Raw genomic sequence first — 18282 nt, 5'->3', positions numbered from 1 at the left:
TTTGTCACCCTCTATACAAATTAACTACTTCATTTGGTGGCAACACTCTCAAACATTTGCTTTATTTCAACATAGGTTTTCGTTCTTGAAAAATGGCTGTATATTGCTTCAGCGCCAACTAAAGAAATATGACTTCCATCCAGAGTATAGGGCACCAATATACCCCCTTTGCGGAACACCCCACTGCCTGCAAACAGGTCTTCTCTATTAATAAAAGTAACGTTACTAGTAGTTCCAACCTGTGCTGACAAAGCATCGCCGCCAACGTCAGCAAGCAATTTCTCAAATTCAGTTATATCGAAGGATTCGTTATTAGATTCTAAAATATATTTCTGATACCCAGCAATTGCTTGGGAGGTATAGGGCTGAGGTGCCGGCAAAACGACCACTGAAACTCCGACGCTACTTGCTTCTTTAATTAATTCCGCAACTTGACCAATATAGCCAGCTTTATAAACCGAGTTCCAACTACCAGCTAAAAAAAGTTTATCGATTTTCCTGCCATCTATTATTTGGCGCAAAAATCGCCTATTTACTAAACATTGCTCGTAGGAAGGATGTGTTTCTGGCCCTGTAAAATCATCTTCAAAGGAAGGAAAACACCAATTGGTAGATACCGACTGTACTCGCACACCCAGATCTTTAAAGAGGTTATTCAAGAAAGGATCGTATTGGCCTAAAAAGGAGTCACCAAATGCTAAAGCACGCGAAAGACTACTTTGTTCTACGCCTATAAAGCACGGTGGTGGGTCTATCAATGTGACTGGCAAGCCGGCCTTATCGTTGAAGGAATAAAAACAAAATCCGTTACCAACATGAGGCATCTTAATTTCTTTTGATATATCCTCCCAAAGGGCTACAGCCTCTGTTGGGTACCGATTTAAAACCCCTCCAGAGTTGAAAATATAATAACTACCTACCAAAACAGCAGTAGCCAAATATAACACTTTGGACCTCAGAACACTCTTTATACTGCCTGCATCAAAATAATTTTTCGATTCAACATACTTATAACTTAGACCGCCAAGAACAATTGAAGCTAGGATTCCAGCGCCCCACCATTGCTCTTTACCATTTATATGAAAGTATACAACGATCGGCCAATGCCATAGATATATTGAATATGACCACTTCCCAAGATACGTAACAATTTTTGAGCGAAATAAAATATTTTCTTGAACATTCGCCATCATAATCATACACGCACCAAACACAGCGGGTATCGAATATATACTCGGCCATGGATAAGTTTTGTCAATGAAGGCTATAGAGCCCAGTATCGCCAGCATACCTCCAGTAACGAAGGCAAAACGAATATCCTTGCACTTAATTTCTTTTGAAAAAATAAACACGCCAGCACCCGCCAGCAGCTCCCAGGCCCGTGTTATGAGAGAATAATATGCCAAACTGGGCTTATCCCAGACTTTGTATGAGCAATAGAGAAAGCCTATAGCAAGAAGAGCACAACAGCATGCTTTTAGAAATCTCAAGCCGAACAGCCGCGCGATGGCCATACATATAATCGGATATATAATATAAAATTGCCACTCCACCGATAGAGACCAGGTATGCAACAACCACTTCCCTTTTGACTCGAGATCAAAATAGCCAGCTTCGCGAAAATAAATAATATTGGAAATAAAACCCAAACTACTAAATATATGCTTTCCAAGCGTTTCGTATTCCATAGGAGCTAGAGCGAGCCACCCAAACAATAGCAAAACACAGCAGAGCGCCAGCAAGGCCGGAATTATTCTATTTGCTCGACGCAAGTAAAAATCAATTAAGCTAAACCTTCCACTTTCGATTTTGGAAAATATAATGGTAGTCATTAAGTATCCAGAAATCACAAAGAATATATCAACCCCGGCAAAACCCCCTGGAGCAAGCACCTCATTGAAGTGAAAGAGCACCACCGAACATACCGCGATGGCCCTCAACCCGTTTATATCGCTTCGATAATTCATTAGAGGCTCAACAGTCCTGATATATCAATTACAAAACTCATATTTAGTTCAACCTGATAATTAACGACATTTAACTTTGACAGATTTATTTTATCTCTGGTCAAACCTTAGCATTAACATTGAAGGCATCAAATATCATCTTCGCCACACAAGACGTTTTTTGCCGAACATATAAACGGCGAAGAGAGCTAAGAAAGCTGATCCAAATGATGGAGCTACAGAATTTAACGCGCCCCTTATGATAATTATGACAAACGCCATCAACACAATATAAGAATAGTTATCGATGACTATTTGGCCGGCCGCATAACTTCTCGCCCTTGATTCTAGTGTACTGATGATAATGCCAAATAGCAGCATGACGAAGATAACACCTAAAACACCAAGAGAAACGTACGCCTCGGCCCATAAAGGACTTGAAACGTTATTATAGATGTATCCAAGGTGAGAGGATACGAGACTGCCGGTATTTTCTGGTTTAGTTGGCCACAGAGATCTAGGAACAAAGAAAAACAATACTCCTAAAAAATTATGCCCCCATCGATATTCAGCCCCGGATGATATGTATTCAAGACTTTCCACCGTCCACAGATAGATATCAAAGTCTACTCGAAATACATAAGTGTATATTTTTTCTATGCTTATGGCGTCTTTGATACTACTCAATGATCCACCTGCTCCAAGTGACTTTATGGCAGGTAACACCAGATAAACCAATGGAAATGCCAAGGTGAATAAAGATAATTTTATCGAAGTTTTATAGTAATTAACAAATATAGCGGTTATTGAAATAAGTGGACCTATTAAATATGTCCTTGGGAGAGTAGGTGGGTAATTTAGATAGATAAAGATTGGTATAGCCACAAACAATAGCAACTTATTCCTCTGTCTATATTTCACACTACTTGAATGTACCGCCATAGAAAGTATCATTAGAAATGCCACTAAACCTAGCGACCTACATATGAAAAGCAACTGTCTTTGAATACCATCTGACGACGCGGTTAACTCACCTATTTCACCTCGAGTTGAAAGCATGTACGATGGTCCAAGTAAAAGGCCTATGAAAAAAGCAAAAGCTCCCAGATACCAGGCCCATTTCGAGATATAACCTTCAGAAAGATATTTCGGTTTCGGTGTAGTTTTGAATTTTCCCATTGGAACTCTAAAGCCCAATTGAATCGCTAATTGACTAAGCGCAAGAATAGAAAACCCACTGTACATAAAATCTAAACGTGGTCGTGCGTAGAATGGAAAGAGATCGCCACTTATTTGAAAAGTCGCAGGCACGCTGATAAAAAGCACAAATTGAAGAGCGAGAATAAAAGACACACCACCTCTTTTGGGATCCAATATCACATACCCTAAAAAGACGAATGTGCAAAATGTGTATAGTAGAGATACTCGAATGATGGAAAGCAACTGCAATTCACTAATAAGAATAACAATCAGCAAAAGCGCCATAGACACTAAATTAAGTAATTCAGCGAAAGAACTTTGTAAGCTGGCCCCCTTATTTTTTATGATACCCATAAGATCTAAATCACTCACTTTTCAGTTAATCGTTTCCCCTTGAAACCAGCGTACATTTTCACAAAGAGATCACTTTTTACACTATGAAAACATAAGGAAGTTCAATGAACGACACATAAATTTGCATTAACTTATACAACACGGATATTTTGTAATTTTCGTTATTTAGCCAGCGGAATCTCTATATCCACCTCAGGATGGGCCTTTGCTGGGAATAGATTATCCCTCAAGCGCATGAAAGGTTTTTCGAGCAAATGTGTCAGAAAACTAGAAATAATTATTGAAGTTAAATATATTGAAAAAACAAGCGCGGTTGGCGACAGGTAGTCATTAAGGATAATCTCCATGGCTTTGGCCACAGGCACATGCCACAAATACAGGGGATAAGAGATTATTCCAATATAAGCAACAATCAGTGAAATAGTCGGAATTCTCTTAGTAAACCCAGATTTGTATACTAATAGTAAAGCAGCGGCCGAACCCAAGGCGGAAATTGAGTAACCGATAGTTGATCCGATAAAACTTGATTTTGGAACGATAGCTACAAAGCAGACTGACAAAAACAAAACAGGCCAGAGTAACCATTTCTGGCTCTGAAACTGTCTTATCAAATCAGGTTTATGATGGGCGTAGTAAGCCAGAATGACACCGATACTCAATCCATCCAATCGATAATGTGTCTGGCCCTGGAGATCTCGTGAGTCAACGTCATTTAGCGCGCCAACTACTCTGAATATCAGCGAAACCATGACGAGCCCAGCCATCCAATATGGTAGTCTGACAACCTTTTCCCTATTAGCAGCAACCGTATAAATGAGAATAGATAGTAGTACATAGAAATGTTCTTCGACAGCAAGTGACCATAAATGCACCGCAATACCTGTGTGCCAATAATTTTGTACATGTAAGGCAACCTGAGGTAAGAATGTCGACAGCTCAGTTGGCCTCGCAACTGCCATCGCAATCAAAAAGGTATAAAGTATCGGCCATAGTCTAAAAATACGCCGCACATAAAATGTTTTAATTCCAAACCCATTCTTGCGATCTATCTCTCTTATTATCATACCACCGACTAAAAAACCGCTCAGAACAAAAAAAATATCAACACCAACCCACCCAATTTCCTTACCTGGCAACAGTATCAGTTTTGTAACATTCGAATCGACAGAAATACCGTTAATGTGCCATCCCATGGCAAGTAAAATCGCGATCCCTCTAAGGAAGTCGAGCTCGCGATTCCTTCCCTTAAACACACTAAGCATCTAATAGACCTCTGAATATACTTATTTATTTGTAAGCATATGCGCATTACCGTCACATACATATTAACTACTCATCTACTGGATAGCTCGACCCCAACACCACTTGCTCTGTTAAAACAGCTAATCCTGTTCAGGACGAATAGCTCCGCCAGTCGAACAGATCACCTTCACTTTCAGAATACTTTAGGGTTTCAACCCCCTCTTTCCTCTTACTGAATGGAGTAGAGTGTTTTACCTTCTCAACACGTTCGACCCGCATCAAGGGCTTCTCACGCTTTACTCCAACGAAATCATCTATGTTTAGTAGCACTTCTAAAGGGTTCGCTCGCAGTGAACTATAAGAGATCAGGCGCACGAGATCGGGTTCATTTTTTGCGATTTTTTCCCAAAAAAGATAGTAGGCATTCCACTCTTCCATGTAGTGTTTTTGTAATTCACAAGAGTTAAATTCCTCCATGGAGCTATACCATCCATTGGCAAGCCCCCACCGGTAGATTGAATTCAACCATTCTGCCGGTGATCTGAATATAACTATGTGCTTAGTACCCTTTTTATATCCCGACAGAGAATTAATTTCGCTTACTTTAGATGCCTTCACGCTATTCCTGTACTTTAGATCCATGTATATTTTTTCTTTCTCCCGAAACCATCTAAAGTGCTTATGCTTCGGGTTATTCCGAGCTGGATCAACTGAATTCAAAACTCTATAATCAGCATTTTGTAATATTACACATAGATAGTTAGTTCCTGATCTTTGAATCCCGTGATGTGCAACAGGGTACTTTCCTTTGAAAGTGGATTTTATTTTTCCCCAATTCTTCCAAATCGGCTCAACCACTAGTCTAAGTATCACCATAAATCGATTTGAAAACGAACTGCTACTTTTCATGTGCTTCCCGCCTGCTCAACCTTTCAGCTTTCCGATTCGCTTAACTAACTAAACAACCTCATCTGCATTTCCTCGCATTTCTATCACTTCCAACCAATTAGTAGCGATGGAGTCAATTCTATAAGAATCTGCGATACCACGCTGGAGACTTTGGAAATGGACTAACGACCCGGGCACATTCAGGAAGGTTTTGATCTGTTCTACAATTAGGTGCTGGTCATCCTCTCCGTAGACTCCTAAACAATCTGCCTCAGATAATATCATTTTCGGGCCCACATGATCGCTCGCCATTACAGCTAAGCCCATAGCTAGCGCTTCAATTATGACTATACCGAAGAGCTCCTCCCACACCGATGTTCTTCTAGAGAGGGCCATCAATACATCGTGCTCAGCCATTATCGATGCTAACTCCTTTCTGTCCCAAATAGGACCTCTGTATGTAATGGGTAGAGATGTATTTACCACCTCTGAAACCAAATTTCCGTCGCCAATCACAGTCAACTCAACGTTTTTGAGATCTATTTCTTTCATAAGATTTAATAGCGTACGAATACCCTTTTTTTCAGATACCTCGCCAACGTAAAGTAGTTTGAGTTTATCCACCACCGGGCTATTATTTTCACGTGCAAGCTCAAAAAAAATATTTGGCACGGCGTGTGGTATTACTATTGAATCAACCCCAATTTCGTTTTTTAAACTTCGCGCGACCAAAGGCGTAACAGCGACAACTTGGACGTTCTTTTTCAATAAAAAATTGATCCAAAAACGCCTTATTAAGGTACAAACAAAAGCCGGCTTCGGTTGCCTAGGCGTCGAAGCAATACGCCAATCATGCCATGACGTATGATAGATAATGATATTTTTTCTTGCTAAAAAAGAGTAAATTAGGATACGCCAATCCCATGGCGCAAACCCGAGAATTATAGTTTCACCGGATATTGCATTTAGCCGAAACCTGAACATGAGGTCGTGAAAGGCATTTCTTGTTCTCTTAACTAAAGATGTCTTATCCAATATACCTGCTCGGAGCCATTCTTTACATACGCTGTAGCGATACGCCCCCCTTAAATCAACTCTGCCTTCTTTTTCTAGTAGAAACAGAGCCGGAAAGTATTTTTCTGGGTTAGTTTCATGCACTATCCTAACTTTTGGTCGTCCATCCTTTAACATTTACATAACTCTACCAAGCCTTTAGCTTGTTTTTTCCATGAATATCGTGTCACCCACATTCTTGATTTTCTACTCAAAGTCACCCAATCGTTTTCCTTCATTACAGTAGCTATAGCCCTTTTTATCGTCTTCACATCAGCAGGATCACAATACGTGGCGGCATTACCACACCGCTCTTCCAGACTTGGGATTCTTGAGGCAACGACAGGGCAACCAAAAGTCATAGCTTCGATAGGTGGTAGAGGGGAGGCCTCATAAAAAGTAGGAAATAATAGAAACTTGGCTTTGCGATAGGCGTTATAGATTATTTCTTTGTCGTTAACCTGCCCCCAAAATTCAATCCTATCCGCTAATTCCGATGGAATGTCATAGGAAACATGTTCAAAACTTGCTCCGTTAGCACCAATGATTACAAATCGCATATCCGGGTAAGATGATAAAAAATCAACTACTGCACTCAGCAACCCTTCCGCATTCTTTCTCTTTGTCAGCGAGCCCACGTAAAGGCCGTATTCCCGGCCGCTGAATGTAGGTAACTCCTCATCAATTGCGTCTTCCGCTATGTAATCCGCAACACCACCATTCTGCAAGTAAGAAAACCTTTCACTCCCAGCAATAAACGGATAACAGTTTGATATTGCTGTTTGCTCAGCTTTAGAAACCGTTACAACCTTATCCGCTTTCTTCAAAACCTCTGGAATTATAAAGCTATAAAGTATTTTGAACGTCTTGCTGTAAGCATTAGGGAAATACTTGTAAGACAAGTCATGAACCATCACCACGACTGGAGATTTTTTCCTTTTTAGGCTCAATATGGGGGCCGTGTTCCCCAAACACAGCAACACACTCTTTTTGGCAATCAAAGGTAAACTAATTTGCTCCCAAAAGTGCCCTTGCCCGGCACCGATCGATTCAAGTTTCATAGCCTCCAAATTTGGAGGCTCAATGATACTAGCACTAGCCGGGACTACGAGACGAGGCACGGCAATCTCGCCGGCAGCAGCCATCCTATCGATCTCGACTAGAATCTCACGCGCTACACGCTGAACCCCCGTTATATTCTGGGTTAGAAATCTTCCGTTTATAACAATATCCATATACTCTTCTTTCAAAAAGGAATAGTCGAATTCAAGGATGTTTTATAAACAAGCTTCATCTTGAATGGCTTGAGACACTAAGCTCTTGAACTTCTCTTTAAAAACACTTTGTGTAAATGATTGGGCGAACTCCTTTATTTCACTAGTTGAATAATGAGCTTCCTCTTGCTCAAAATGTTCCACGCAGGAAATAAGGCTTTCTACAGACTGCTCCTTAAAGAAATTGCCGGTTTTATTAGGTATAACATAGTCTAAGGCCCCGCCTGACTTATAAGCCAACACGGGCTTGCCACTTGCCATTGCCTCAATTGGAACAATGCCGAAGTCTTCTTCTCCCGGAAAAATTAGCGCTCTGCAACCTTGAACGTACGAAATAAAATCTGATTGAGATACCTTGCCTTTAAGCTCTACATTATCACTGGCAAGCTGCTTTAGACGATCCAACTCCGAGCCGCCACCGATAACCACGAGCCTTTCACCCAGTTTATTGAAAGCCTCAACTGCTAGGTCCACTTTTTTGTAGCCTACAAGCTCTCCCGCCACCAGATAATATTTACCCTGCTCCCTAGCAAAACTGGAGGTAGAAAAGCTCTCAACATCTACCGGGGGATGTATAACCGAAGAATCTCGCCTATAGTATTTATTAATTCTTTTGGCAACGAACTTGGAGTTTGCTACAAAATGATCAACTCTGGAAGATGAGCTTACATCCTGAATCCTCAAAAAGTGGGACACTATCGACAAAAATCCGGCCGCAAAAAAGTTTAGCTCTCCCCTATATTGGTAATGCAGGTCCCATATGTATCGCATAGGAGAGTGGCAATAGCATATGTGAACAGCCGTAGGGGAAGGTATCACTGATTTTGCTGGCCCCGACTCAGAGGAGATAACCAAATCATAGCCAGTCAAATCAATCCGCTCAAAAGCGAAGGGCATCAGTGGAAGGTAAAACTTATATAACCGCTTTGCGAAAGGCAGCCTGCTTATAAAAGTTGTGAAAATCGAATGCGATTTAATTTTTGAGCTTATTGATTTTTCATCGTAAACATGCGTATAAATATCAGCTCCCGGAAAAAGATCACACAATGACTCAAGCACTTTTTCACCGCCTCGCATATTAACCAGCCAGTAATGAGCTATAGCTACTTTCTTACCTTTAAGAGCATCCGAGAGACCTATATTTTCTGACCCCAAAGCCTTTGCAACTTCATCCTGACCCACAAATTCCCTCTTTAAAAACGATTCTCTAATTAATTTAAAGCAATGCTCATTTAGTATGCACCCTTCTGGAAAACCACCACACTTACTGTCTTGGCTAATATAGTAATGTCATACCAAAGAGACCAATTACGCACATACCAAGTATCTAAATTTACTCGAGTATCATAGCCAACGTCATTACGCCCACTAATTTGCCATAACCCTGTGATACCCGGTGGAGTTTCTAAATAGTATTTACCTTGCACGCCGTACAACTCTAGCTCGTCCTCCCGAACTGGGCGCGGGCCCACAAGGCTCATTTCACCTACAAACACATTCCATAACTGCGGCAGCTCATCGATGCTGGTTTTACGAATAAATTTACCAATCTCTGTTACACGCGGATCCTCTTTCAGCTTCTGTGTAGCCTCAAATTCTTTACGTAAATCTTCGTCGTTATTGAGAATCTCTTTTAGAAGTTTATCTGCATTGCGGTGCATGGAACGGAACTTCCAACAGTTAAACATTTTGCCTTTTTTGCCAACTCGTTTTTGACTGTAGAAAGGCGACCCGCCGTCTTTGCTGATACGGAAGTATAAAAATACAAAAAGCGGAGACAACACTAACAACGCACTACCTGAGAGAACCACATCAAAAATTCGCTTTATCATCCTTGGGGTTCTTGAGGCTAAGTTATTGCGAATACGTACATGCAGGACTTCATGCCGGAAGATTGGCGATATCTCCGAGCCTAGCAAAGGCAGGCCGCGCAGCGGTGGAATAACACTTAGATTTTTACGATGGGTTGCCAGCTCTTCCAAACACTTGCTGTGCGTTTTGTAATCTTCAGCATCCAAGGCCAGAACAATGTAGCAATCCTCAACTTTGTAGTTGCCCTGAAGGCTTATACGGCCATTAACGAAATTGGCCATGGGGAATTCACGGGTTTCGCATCTGTGTGGGTCGTAAACGGGCACGTTAGCAGGCAAGTCACTTGGGTTAGCCTGTTCTAGGGCCTGTTCTAGGGCCTGTTCTATGTCGATAAGACCTACCACTTCAAAGCCCATGAGTACGTTACTTTCTATGGCTAATGCACTTTCTTTGGCATTACTACCGGCGCCTATAACAATGGTGGGGGTCAACCACTTGCCGCGCCCCATAAGCCATTGTTTTAGCAACCAGCGGGCGACCGGCATTGCACCGATTGCCAATAGCCAAGTTAAACCCAACCATAGGCGAGAGAAGTTCTCTTGCGTAAAAAATAACAGCGCAACTGAAATACCAGCAACCGCAACGCTGACCTGCAGGAACTCACCAAACTCTTCCCAAAAACCTTTGAAACGGCTGTAGTGGCCTTTTTGACGGCAAACATAGATAAGAAATAACAAAGGAAGGCCAAACACGATAGGAGCTACAAGGCTTACATCTTGTATTGCCAAATTAGGCGTACTGGTGAACACCGCACCCTTCACCAACATCACCGCAATATACGCCAATAACACACACGCGCTAAACGTGGCCACATCGGTAGCGATGTGCATTATCATTTTTTGGCGGCCTTTACCCCAGTGGCTATTACTAATAGGGCTGCTAGGCCGATTACCCCTGGCCAAGCTCTTTAACATACTAGAGAGGCTGTACTCAGCAGGCTCGTTGCTAGCCTCGCTCTCCTGTTTCGCAGCGCTAGATTCCACCGCATAAACTTGTTCACTGCCCATTCGTAAGCACCCCATCATTCCGCGCCAATTTAATGGCATAAATTCCACATGTTTAAATACCCAGCGATGCCAAATGAGCACCACGCGTATACCAATATGCAGGCAATCAATGTAATTTTTATGATGGATTGAGCCAGTTAAGCATCTTGCCTACTTGTGCCAGAGTTATCTGACTTGTTCACCAGCATTGCTGGCGCACAAAAATTCCTTGTAAAAACCAAGCCCTGGGCTGTGTACATAACTTGTACACCTCGCCTTTGAGTGAAGGAGCTAACAATACTAGGGTTTTAAGACCCACATTGCTTCACGGGATAAATGTTTCAGCAGCTTCAAGCTGCATTCTAAAGGCTTGCCTTATTAGCTTTCAGTAGCGGCAGACCAAACCTAAAACCACCTAATAGACTTACGTGGATAATATACAGCTTTCTTTTCAAAGCCAACCTAACCGATACTTATTTACACCGTTAGACCGAGTCAATGCGGAATTGGCACGCCTGGCAACTCGTAAAGAACAAGCCAACGCATGGGGCGCCAGTGCTACGTGTTACAGCACATGCCGGCGGCGTAAAGGGTAATCAAATTAGAGGTTTAGAACGGAGGACAGCAAAGCAAATGCGCCGGGGTTAGTTCGGCGCATTTTACTTGGCTCAGGGCGGGCGGCTTGCTTTACTGAGGGCCACCGGTGGTGGTCGTAGTGGTAGTTGTGGTGGTTGTGCTTGTACTACTTTCAGTGCCTACCGTACCAGGCTCCATGGTAGTAGGAACCTTTTCTGATTGCGCGTGGGCAAGGCCGACTAAAGCGACCAACATAAGTGAACCAACAGCTTTGATAACAGTGTTCATGGCTTTTGACCTTTAAAATAGAGATTGGTAAGAGGGACAAGCACCAAATAAATGGTTTGACAGAGTCTACGGCCTTAATGCTAGCACTATGCCAACAAATGGCAACGGCTAGATTGTTTTTTTACGTAATGATCGGGCGGGTTCAGCCCCAAAGAGCCTAGGTATAGACTTTCGGCGAACCCCTCTTCCTAGACACCACCTTGCAACGAACAAATCTTTACACTTATTGTGGCTGCAAGATCGAACATTTATTGCCCGCATAGCAGCCAGGTCTTGCCCAACAACACTATTTGCTGCGCAATAATGCGTTGTTTTGCTATCCTTTAGCATGCTCTATGGCGACATTTGCATGCCGCCTACCACCCAAATAACAGCCGTTTTACAGTAGACCACACCCGAGAAAATGTTTAACTCAATTCTATTTGTTTGTATCGGCAATATCTGCCGCAGCCCCACCGCCGAATACTTAATGAAACATAAACTGCGTGGCAGCAATGTGGTTGTTTCCTCCTCTGGCCTGAGCGCTTTAGTGGGTAAGCCAATCGATGCCTCTGCAGGGTTATTGCTGAGCGAGCACGGTGTGGACGCCAGCCCCCATGAAGCCCGGCAGATACGCACAGACCACCTGATGAAGGCCGATTTAATTTTGACCATGGACCAGGAGATGGCCAATACCATAAGCTCCATGGCGCCTCAGGTAAGCGGCAAAACCTTTTTGCTGGGCAAATGGCATAACAACGCAACCGTAGCGGATCCTTATCGGAAGAGCCGCGAGGCGTTTGAGCATGTTTACAGATCAATAGATAAGTATACGGATGATTGGTTGAAGTATTTGTAGGGCAACCACCCTCTTTATGCCCACCATTAGACCACCGGATGCCAGTCGAGCTTTGGCGAGCCGGCAACCATCGGCTTCCGTGAATGCCAGAGCCCTCCGTCATAGTCCGCTCCTTTTAGTTACAAACAGTGAAACAAGCAGAGGGCGGCGCTGCCAGCAACCGCACTCACAAAACCATGCGATTCGATCTGCGACAGATTTTGAACTGTAGGTATTTGCTTATAGACTAACCCTTGCGCAGTGTTGTACCTGCCCCCCCCGTTACCACTTTTTGAGCCTTAGCTCTAATATGCCCAAATTTGACCCTACAATCGCGGAAGTTCGTTTTGGTACAGGCCTTTCTGTAGCCTCTCGCCCCTCGAACTCCACCGATGACATGATTAAAAGTCTCACTGGCCCAGATACAGTAGAAAGTAGCTTCCCTATCCACGGGATGCCCGCCGTGCAAAAGAACTCACGTGAAATACGACAGTTAAAAACGCTCCGACAGAAAAAAGAGATCACAAAGGAAGAACTGAAAGCCCGAAGAGATACTATGCGCAACTCTACCCAGCAGATGCGTATTGAAGACTACAGCTGCAACCTCGCTCGTGGTGTTGCATCCGATTGCGGTTTCAAGGAACGACTGACTTGGTTTTGGGCAGACCACTTCTCAGTGGTTGGTAACGGCTTAAAACCTAGTGCATATATCGATACAGCAATTCGGCCGAATATAGCCTCAAGTTTCACTCAGATGTTACAAGCAGCGATCCTGCATCCGGTGATGATCCTATATTTAGATCAGGGACAGTCCACAGGACCTAATTCACAAGCGGCAAAAAGAAACAATAAACGCGGCCTAAACGAGAACTTGGCTCGTGAGATTTTGGAGCTCCATACGCTTGGCGTGCAAGCAGGCTACAGCCAGCAGGATGTAAGAACTTTTGCCAAATTGCTGGCAGGTACAACGCTTAGCCCAAGCCAAGAAACCGTGTTCAACCCTCGCCTACAAGAGCCCGGACCACTGGCGTTTATGGGGTTTGAAACCACTGGCGATGCCAACCGCGAGGCCGATATTCGCTCTTTTTTGGCGGAGCTTGCAACCCGCAAGGCCACCGCAGAGCACCTGGCTTTTAAGATGGCCCAGCACTTTTTGATGGATGACCCACCCAAAAACCTAGTGCGCAAAATGACCAAGGCTTACTTAGCCAACAACGGCAGCCTATTGGCACTTTACGAGGTTTTGTTGAATTATCCGCTTTCTATGTCTTCTACCCTGTTTAAGGTTAAGCGGCCCATTGAGTATATGGTGAGCGCGCTACGCGCCCTGGATGTTAAACCAGAGGCCTTAGTGGCTAGCGCCAAGCAAAATGGTAAGGCCTTTAATCGCGAAATGCTTAACGCTATGGCCAGAATGGGCCAACGTTGGGGCCAGCCCAGTGGGCCTAACGGGTGGCCCAAAACCAACCCGGAATGGGTTTCGCCAAATACGGTATCTGAGCGTTTGCGCTGGGCTTTGCGCGTGCAAACCCGGCAGTTTGTAAACCCTTTAGAACCCAGCGAGGTACTCGCCAATGCCCTAGGGCCATTGGCTGATGATGGGGTTCGCTGGGCGGTGAAAGCCGCCGAAACCAAAAAAGAGGCCATTGCGCTTTTGTTAATGTCCCCGGCTTTTCAACGGCATTGAGGTAACCATGGCTAACACCGATATTACGCGCCGCACCTCCCTTAAACTGGCCATAGCATCCTGCGGGTTGTTGATGAACCCGGTTTTACTGGCCAATGCCGCCACGGATAGCCGGCTGGTGGTGATTGTTCTGCGCGGGGCTATGGATGGGCTGGATGTGGTTCGGCCGGTGGGCGACCCTCACCTCTCAACATTACGGCCGAACTTGGGCAATAAACCTGGCCCAGCGTTGACCGATTTTTACCAGCTACACCCCCTAGCCAGCAACTTGATGCCCCTGTGGCGGGAGGAATCCCTGGCATTTGTGCATGCCGTTGCCACGCCCTACCGCGATAAACGTAGCCATTTTGAGGGGCAGGATTTTTTAGAGTGTGGGTTAAGTAGTATTCCCACCGGAGTGGATAAGCAATCTGGCTGGCTTAACCGTTTTTTAGCGAGCATTCCCAGCCATGGCCCTCGCACTGGGTTTTCTGTTGCCCGGGAGGGCGAAATCATACTCACTGGCCAAGCCCCTATTACCCGCTGGTTTCCTAAAACCAACGTTAATTTAAGCAGCCAGGGCCAACGGCTGATGGCGCAAATGTACGAGGATGATCCACTTCTGCACCCCACCGCCGCCCAGGCCTTTGAGCTTTTGGAGGAAACCAAAGCCCTGCGCAGCAAAGCCGGCAAAGGAGAAGCGCCCCTGCCAGGTTACTTGCAGGTGGCTGATTACCTAGCACAGCAGTTGCTGGGCGATACCCGAGTGGCCTCGTTTACCATCAACGGCTGGGATACCCACAAAAACCAGCAAAATACGCTGGTGCGCCCAATGAAGGAGCTGACCGAAAGCCTGCTACACATGCGCAAAACCCTTGGTAAAACCTGGGATGACACCACGATTTTAGCCATTACCGAGTTTGGCAGAACCGCCCGCGAGAACGGCACCGGCGGCACAGACCACGGCACAGGCGGCTTGATGATTATGGCGGGCGGCGGCGTACGCGGTGGCAAAGTGTATGGCAAATGGCCGGGGCTGGGTGAAGGCCAGCTTTATCAAAATAGGGATTTGCTACCCACGGTGGATGTGCGGCGCTATGTAGCCGGCGTGTCGCGCGGGCAATTTGGCATTAGCGATAGCCAGGTGGCTAGAATCTTCCCTGGGGTGGATATGGCTGTAGGTGTTGAAGATATTGTTACCTAGGCTTTTTGGCCACTTAGCCTTTTTACCTATCTTTTTGACCTGTTAGCCTGCCGAACCTGCTTTTGCTTGCCTCTACTTGCCTCTACTTGCCTCTACTTGCCTCTGCTTGCCTCTGCTTGCCTCTGCATTCGTTGTGGCCTGGATTGCCAAGTTCAGCCCATGGCCGGGCTTGGCCCGGCCACCTGTTAAGTGTGGCTAAGCCGTTACTTTTGGCATTACTTTTCCATTACTTTTTAGCATCGCTTTTAGTATTGCCTTTGATATCACTAAGGCAACGCCTTAGCCATTTTTGCCTTGCGCACCAGTTGAATAAACTCCGTGCGGTAGCCGTATTCGTCTTCGCCTTTATTGGCTTGCGCCAGGCTAATAACATCGTCGTATTGCCAGTTGCCGGTGTAGGTGCCGCCTTTTAATAGTTGGGCGAAGCCCGCCACTGCCACGCTGAAGTTGACCTCTTGCTGCAACTTATTATCCGTTTGCGGTTGGTCGATAAGGATTGGCAGGCTGATTAATTTTGAGTTGTCCTCATCGGGCAATTTGTAGCGCAGTTTTACAAAGCCGTATTCGTTGGCATTTTCGTTATCGACAGTGTCGCCCTGCTCTGGCTTATTGCTAGCGTATCTCGGGTTATCTATCAGCTTGTTTTCACTTGCCACTGGGGTAATTTCATAAATAGCGGTTACGGTGTGGCCTGCGCCAATATCGCCGGCGTCGACTTTGTCGTTATTGAAGTCTTGTTTCTCCAGCATGCGGGTTTCGAAACCAAGCAGGCGGTATTCCGCCACGGTGGCGGGGTTAAACTCCACTTGAATTTTTACGTCTTTGGCGATGGTAAACAGTGTGGCGGTAGCTTGGTGTACCAGTACCTTTTGCGCCTCGCTTAGAGTATCGATATAGGCAGCTACACCGTTGCCGTTTTGCGCCAAGCTCTGCATTAAATTATCGTGGTAATTCCCCTGGCCAAAACCCAGCACCGATAGATAAATACCGCTGTCGCGTTTGCGTTCGATAAACCCTTTTAGCTCCTGCTGGTTGGCGATGCCCACATTAAAGTCGCCATCGGTTGCCAGTATCACTCGGTTTACTGCGTTTTTATCGTAGTTAGCTTCTGCCAGTTGGTACGCCAGCTGTATACCTTCGCCCCCGGCGGTGGAGCCGCCCGCTTGCAGGTTGTTTAGGGCCTGCATAATGGTTTGTTTGTCTTGCACCGGCGTGGGTGGCAACACGGTACCCGCTGCGCCGGCGTATACGGCGATGGCTACTGTATCGGTTGGGTTGAGCTGCGACAACAGTAGCTCCATGGATTGTTTTACCAAGGGCAGTTTGTCTGCCTGGCCCATGGAGCCAGAAACATCCAATAAAAATACGAGGTTGGATTTGGGCAGTGCATTGCGCTCGATCTGGTAACCTTTAATACCGATATGCACCAGCTTGTTGCCCGGCTTCCACGGCGATTCCACCACGTTTACGTACGTGCTAAATGGCTCATTTTTATTGGCTGGTAGCGGGTATTGGTAATCAAAGTAATTGACCATTTCTTCTAGCCGAACGGCATCTTTTTGCGGCATCAGGCCACGGTTTAATTGCCGGCGCACAAAACTGTAGGAGGCGGTATCCACATCAATGGAGAAGGTCGATACCGGCTGATCCATTACTTTGGTTACCGGGTTGGTTTTAAACTCGGTAAATTCATCCTCGCCTTGGATAACTGGGCCAGACGTTGTGGCATCGCCAAGGATGTTTTGTGGCGCTGGCCGCACCATTAGGCTGGGTGCAAATTCGGCGGCTTTGGATTTTGCAGTTTGGCGCAGCTCTTTGGTTCCTAACCGTTTTGCCGGCAGCGCTTTTGATGGCTCAGCGGCAATGGCTTGCGGTGCTGCCATATCCATGGCTACTTCCGGCTCCATCTGCACCTCCGACGGGGCCTCTAACTCAGCGGCTAAGCTCGCGTCTTGCTTTACTTCTGCCTTCGCTTCAGCCAGGGCTTCTGTGGTGGCCTGCGCGTTGGGTTCAACGCCGGATTGCACCGGTACCATTAATTCTGGCTGGGTGGTTTTTACTAGCACAGCCGTCATGCCCACCACGCATAGGCTGGCTAAAGCACCACTGTAGATCCATTTTTTCTGCATTGCGTTACCCTCTTGCGAACGATTGTTGAGGGTAAGACGCAACCGCGCCCAAAATCCTTGGTGGTGATTGGCGGATTGCTCGGCAAAGGCTTTTAAAGCGGCCTGCCGGGCGGCGGCTTTGGCGGCGCTGCTCGGTGGCGGGGTGTGCGCCATCTGCTGGGTAAGGTCATCCATTGGGGAATGGTTTGAGGGTTGCTTGGGGTCAGTCATGGCAACCTCCTGAGTGTTGATTTAGTTGTTTGCGCACTTCGTGTATGCGCCAAGAGACGGTGGATTCTTTTACTTTGAGTACCTGGGCGGCCTCTTTGTGGGAGAAGCCCTCGCCAAGCACCAAAATAACGGCTTCCTTAAAGCCCTCCCCCATCTGCGCCACCTGGTTAATTAGCTGTTGTAAATACACCGCACTAAAGCCCCCATGGGTTACCGATTCCTCCGGGGAATTAGCAGCGGGCTCTTGGCCCTGATGCCGTCGATTAGCGCGGGCCCAATCGATGGCGGTGGTTACCACTAGGCGGTAAAGCCAGGTGGTAAATTGCGACTCGAACTTAAATTGCTTGAGGGTTTTGGCCAGTTTTATGGCCGCCAGCTGGGCGATATCTTCGGCATCGGCGGCGTTACCCGCCCACTGAAACGCATAGCGATACAGTACGTCGTAGCATGCATCAAACACCGCCTCAAAGGCCGTGGCACTGCCCTGCTGAGCCGCTTTTATCTGTGCATCTAATGCCGGTAGCTGCCGCCTTGGCGGCGGTTGATCGGATTGCATTGGTGTGCGCACACCCTGGTT

The 18282-nt window shown here is 45.8% G+C and carries 14 protein-coding genes; 3 read left to right on the top strand and 11 right to left on the bottom strand.

The window, feature by feature from the left end; all coding sequences use genetic code 11:
* Nucleotides 1-29: 29 nt before the first annotated feature.
* From ACGHM3_RS03725 to ACGHM3_RS03685, 9 genes are all read right to left on the bottom strand, one after another.
* Nucleotides 30-1967, bottom strand: a complete 1938-nt coding sequence (locus ACGHM3_RS03725; protein ID WP_345420250.1) for an acyltransferase family protein — start codon at nt 1965-1967, stop codon at nt 30-32.
* 135 nt (nt 1968-2102) lie between these two features.
* A complete protein-coding gene (locus ACGHM3_RS03720) occupies nt 2103-3518 on the bottom strand; it encodes a hypothetical protein (RefSeq protein WP_345420247.1) in 1416 nt (471 codons plus the stop codon).
* Nucleotides 3519-3661: 143 nt separating this feature from the next.
* Entirely contained in the window at nt 3662-4762 is a 1101-nt protein-coding gene (locus ACGHM3_RS03715; RefSeq protein ID WP_345420244.1) for an acyltransferase, read from the bottom strand.
* A 130-nt stretch (nt 4763-4892) separates the two neighbouring features.
* Nucleotides 4893-5651: a sulfotransferase domain-containing protein gene (locus tag ACGHM3_RS03710; protein ID WP_345420241.1), complete on the bottom strand. Its 759-nt coding sequence runs from the start codon at nt 5649-5651 to the stop codon at nt 4893-4895.
* A gap of 48 nt (nt 5652-5699) precedes the next feature.
* Nucleotides 5700-6821, bottom strand: coding sequence for a glycosyltransferase family 4 protein (locus ACGHM3_RS03705; RefSeq protein WP_390517759.1), 1122 nt, complete (start codon nt 6819-6821; stop codon nt 5700-5702).
* A complete protein-coding gene (locus ACGHM3_RS03700) occupies nt 6815-7918 on the bottom strand; it encodes a glycosyltransferase family 1 protein (RefSeq protein ID WP_345420234.1) in 1104 nt (367 codons plus the stop codon). The genes ACGHM3_RS03705 and ACGHM3_RS03700 overlap by 7 nt, the downstream gene beginning before the upstream one ends.
* Nucleotides 7919-7960: 42 nt before the next feature.
* Nucleotides 7961-9139, bottom strand: a complete 1179-nt coding sequence (locus ACGHM3_RS03695; protein WP_345420231.1) for a glycosyltransferase — start codon at nt 9137-9139, stop codon at nt 7961-7963.
* Nucleotides 9140-9189: 50 nt separating this feature from the next.
* Nucleotides 9190-10836 (bottom strand): undecaprenyl-phosphate galactose phosphotransferase WbaP, encoded by a 1647-nt coding sequence (gene wbaP / locus ACGHM3_RS03690; protein WP_345420228.1) that lies wholly within the window; start codon nt 10834-10836, stop codon nt 9190-9192.
* A gap of 666 nt (nt 10837-11502) precedes the next feature.
* Nucleotides 11503-11679, bottom strand: coding sequence for a hypothetical protein (locus tag ACGHM3_RS03685; protein WP_345420225.1), 177 nt, complete (start codon nt 11677-11679; stop codon nt 11503-11505).
* Between the two features lie 403 nt (nt 11680-12082).
* On the opposite strand from ACGHM3_RS03685, the gene ACGHM3_RS03680 reads away from it, so the two are divergent.
* From ACGHM3_RS03680 to ACGHM3_RS03670, 3 genes are all read left to right on the top strand, one after another.
* Nucleotides 12083-12517: a low molecular weight protein-tyrosine-phosphatase gene (locus tag ACGHM3_RS03680; RefSeq protein WP_345420222.1), complete on the top strand. Its 435-nt coding sequence runs from the start codon at nt 12083-12085 to the stop codon at nt 12515-12517.
* Between the two features lie 289 nt (nt 12518-12806).
* The gene (locus ACGHM3_RS03675; protein WP_345420219.1) at nt 12807-14183 is read left to right on the top strand and encodes a DUF1800 domain-containing protein; all 1377 of its coding nucleotides are present in this window, start codon (nt 12807-12809) and stop codon (nt 14181-14183) included.
* 7 nt (nt 14184-14190) lie between these two features.
* The gene (locus ACGHM3_RS03670) at nt 14191-15366 is read left to right on the top strand and encodes a DUF1501 domain-containing protein (protein WP_345420216.1); all 1176 of its coding nucleotides are present in this window, start codon (nt 14191-14193) and stop codon (nt 15364-15366) included.
* A 266-nt stretch (nt 15367-15632) separates the two neighbouring features.
* On the opposite strand, the gene ACGHM3_RS03665 is transcribed toward ACGHM3_RS03670, so the two are convergent.
* Nucleotides 15633-17705 carry a VWA domain-containing protein gene (locus tag ACGHM3_RS03665; protein WP_345420213.1) on the bottom strand — a complete coding sequence of 691 codons (2073 nt, stop codon included), beginning with the start codon at nt 17703-17705 and terminating at the stop codon, nt 15633-15635.
* Nucleotides 17698-18261 carry an RNA polymerase sigma factor gene (locus ACGHM3_RS03660; protein WP_345420210.1) on the bottom strand — a complete coding sequence of 188 codons (564 nt, stop codon included), beginning with the start codon at nt 18259-18261 and terminating at the stop codon, nt 17698-17700. The genes ACGHM3_RS03665 and ACGHM3_RS03660 overlap by 8 nt, the downstream gene beginning before the upstream one ends.
* Between the last annotated feature and the right edge of the window lie 21 nt (nt 18262-18282).

Origin of the sequence: Halioxenophilus aromaticivorans, from assembly GCF_042850945.1 — a bacterium.
GTDB lineage: Bacteria > Pseudomonadota > Gammaproteobacteria > Pseudomonadales > Cellvibrionaceae > Halioxenophilus > Halioxenophilus aromaticivorans.
This window is presented reverse-complemented; position numbering and strand designations above follow the sequence as displayed.

Coding starts and splice junctions, on each gene's coding strand:
- ACGHM3_RS03725 (WP_345420250.1), bottom strand. CDS start 1,967: ATGAATTATCGAAGCGATATAAACGGGTTGAGGGCCATCGCGGTATGT.
- ACGHM3_RS03715 (WP_345420244.1), bottom strand. CDS start 4,762: ATGCTTAGTGTGTTTAAGGGAAGGAATCGCGAGCTCGACTTCCTTAGA.
- ACGHM3_RS03710 (WP_345420241.1), bottom strand. CDS start 5,651: ATGAAAAGTAGCAGTTCGTTTTCAAATCGATTTATGGTGATACTTAGA.
- ACGHM3_RS03705 (WP_390517759.1), bottom strand. CDS start 6,821: ATGTTAAAGGATGGACGACCAAAAGTTAGGATAGTGCATGAAACTAAC.
- ACGHM3_RS03700 (WP_345420234.1), bottom strand. CDS start 7,918: ATGGATATTGTTATAAACGGAAGATTTCTAACCCAGAATATAACGGGG.
- wbaP (WP_345420228.1), bottom strand. CDS start 10,836: ATGGGCAGTGAACAAGTTTATGCGGTGGAATCTAGCGCTGCGAAACAG.
- ACGHM3_RS03685 (WP_345420225.1), bottom strand. CDS start 11,679: ATGAACACTGTTATCAAAGCTGTTGGTTCACTTATGTTGGTCGCTTTA.
- ACGHM3_RS03680 (WP_345420222.1), top strand. CDS start 12,083: ATGTTTAACTCAATTCTATTTGTTTGTATCGGCAATATCTGCCGCAGC.
- ACGHM3_RS03675 (WP_345420219.1), top strand. CDS start 12,807: ATGCCCAAATTTGACCCTACAATCGCGGAAGTTCGTTTTGGTACAGGC.
- ACGHM3_RS03670 (WP_345420216.1), top strand. CDS start 14,191: ATGGCTAACACCGATATTACGCGCCGCACCTCCCTTAAACTGGCCATA.
- ACGHM3_RS03665 (WP_345420213.1), bottom strand. CDS start 17,705: ATGACTGACCCCAAGCAACCCTCAAACCATTCCCCAATGGATGACCTT.
- ACGHM3_RS03660 (WP_345420210.1), bottom strand. CDS start 18,261: ATGCAATCCGATCAACCGCCGCCAAGGCGGCAGCTACCGGCATTAGAT.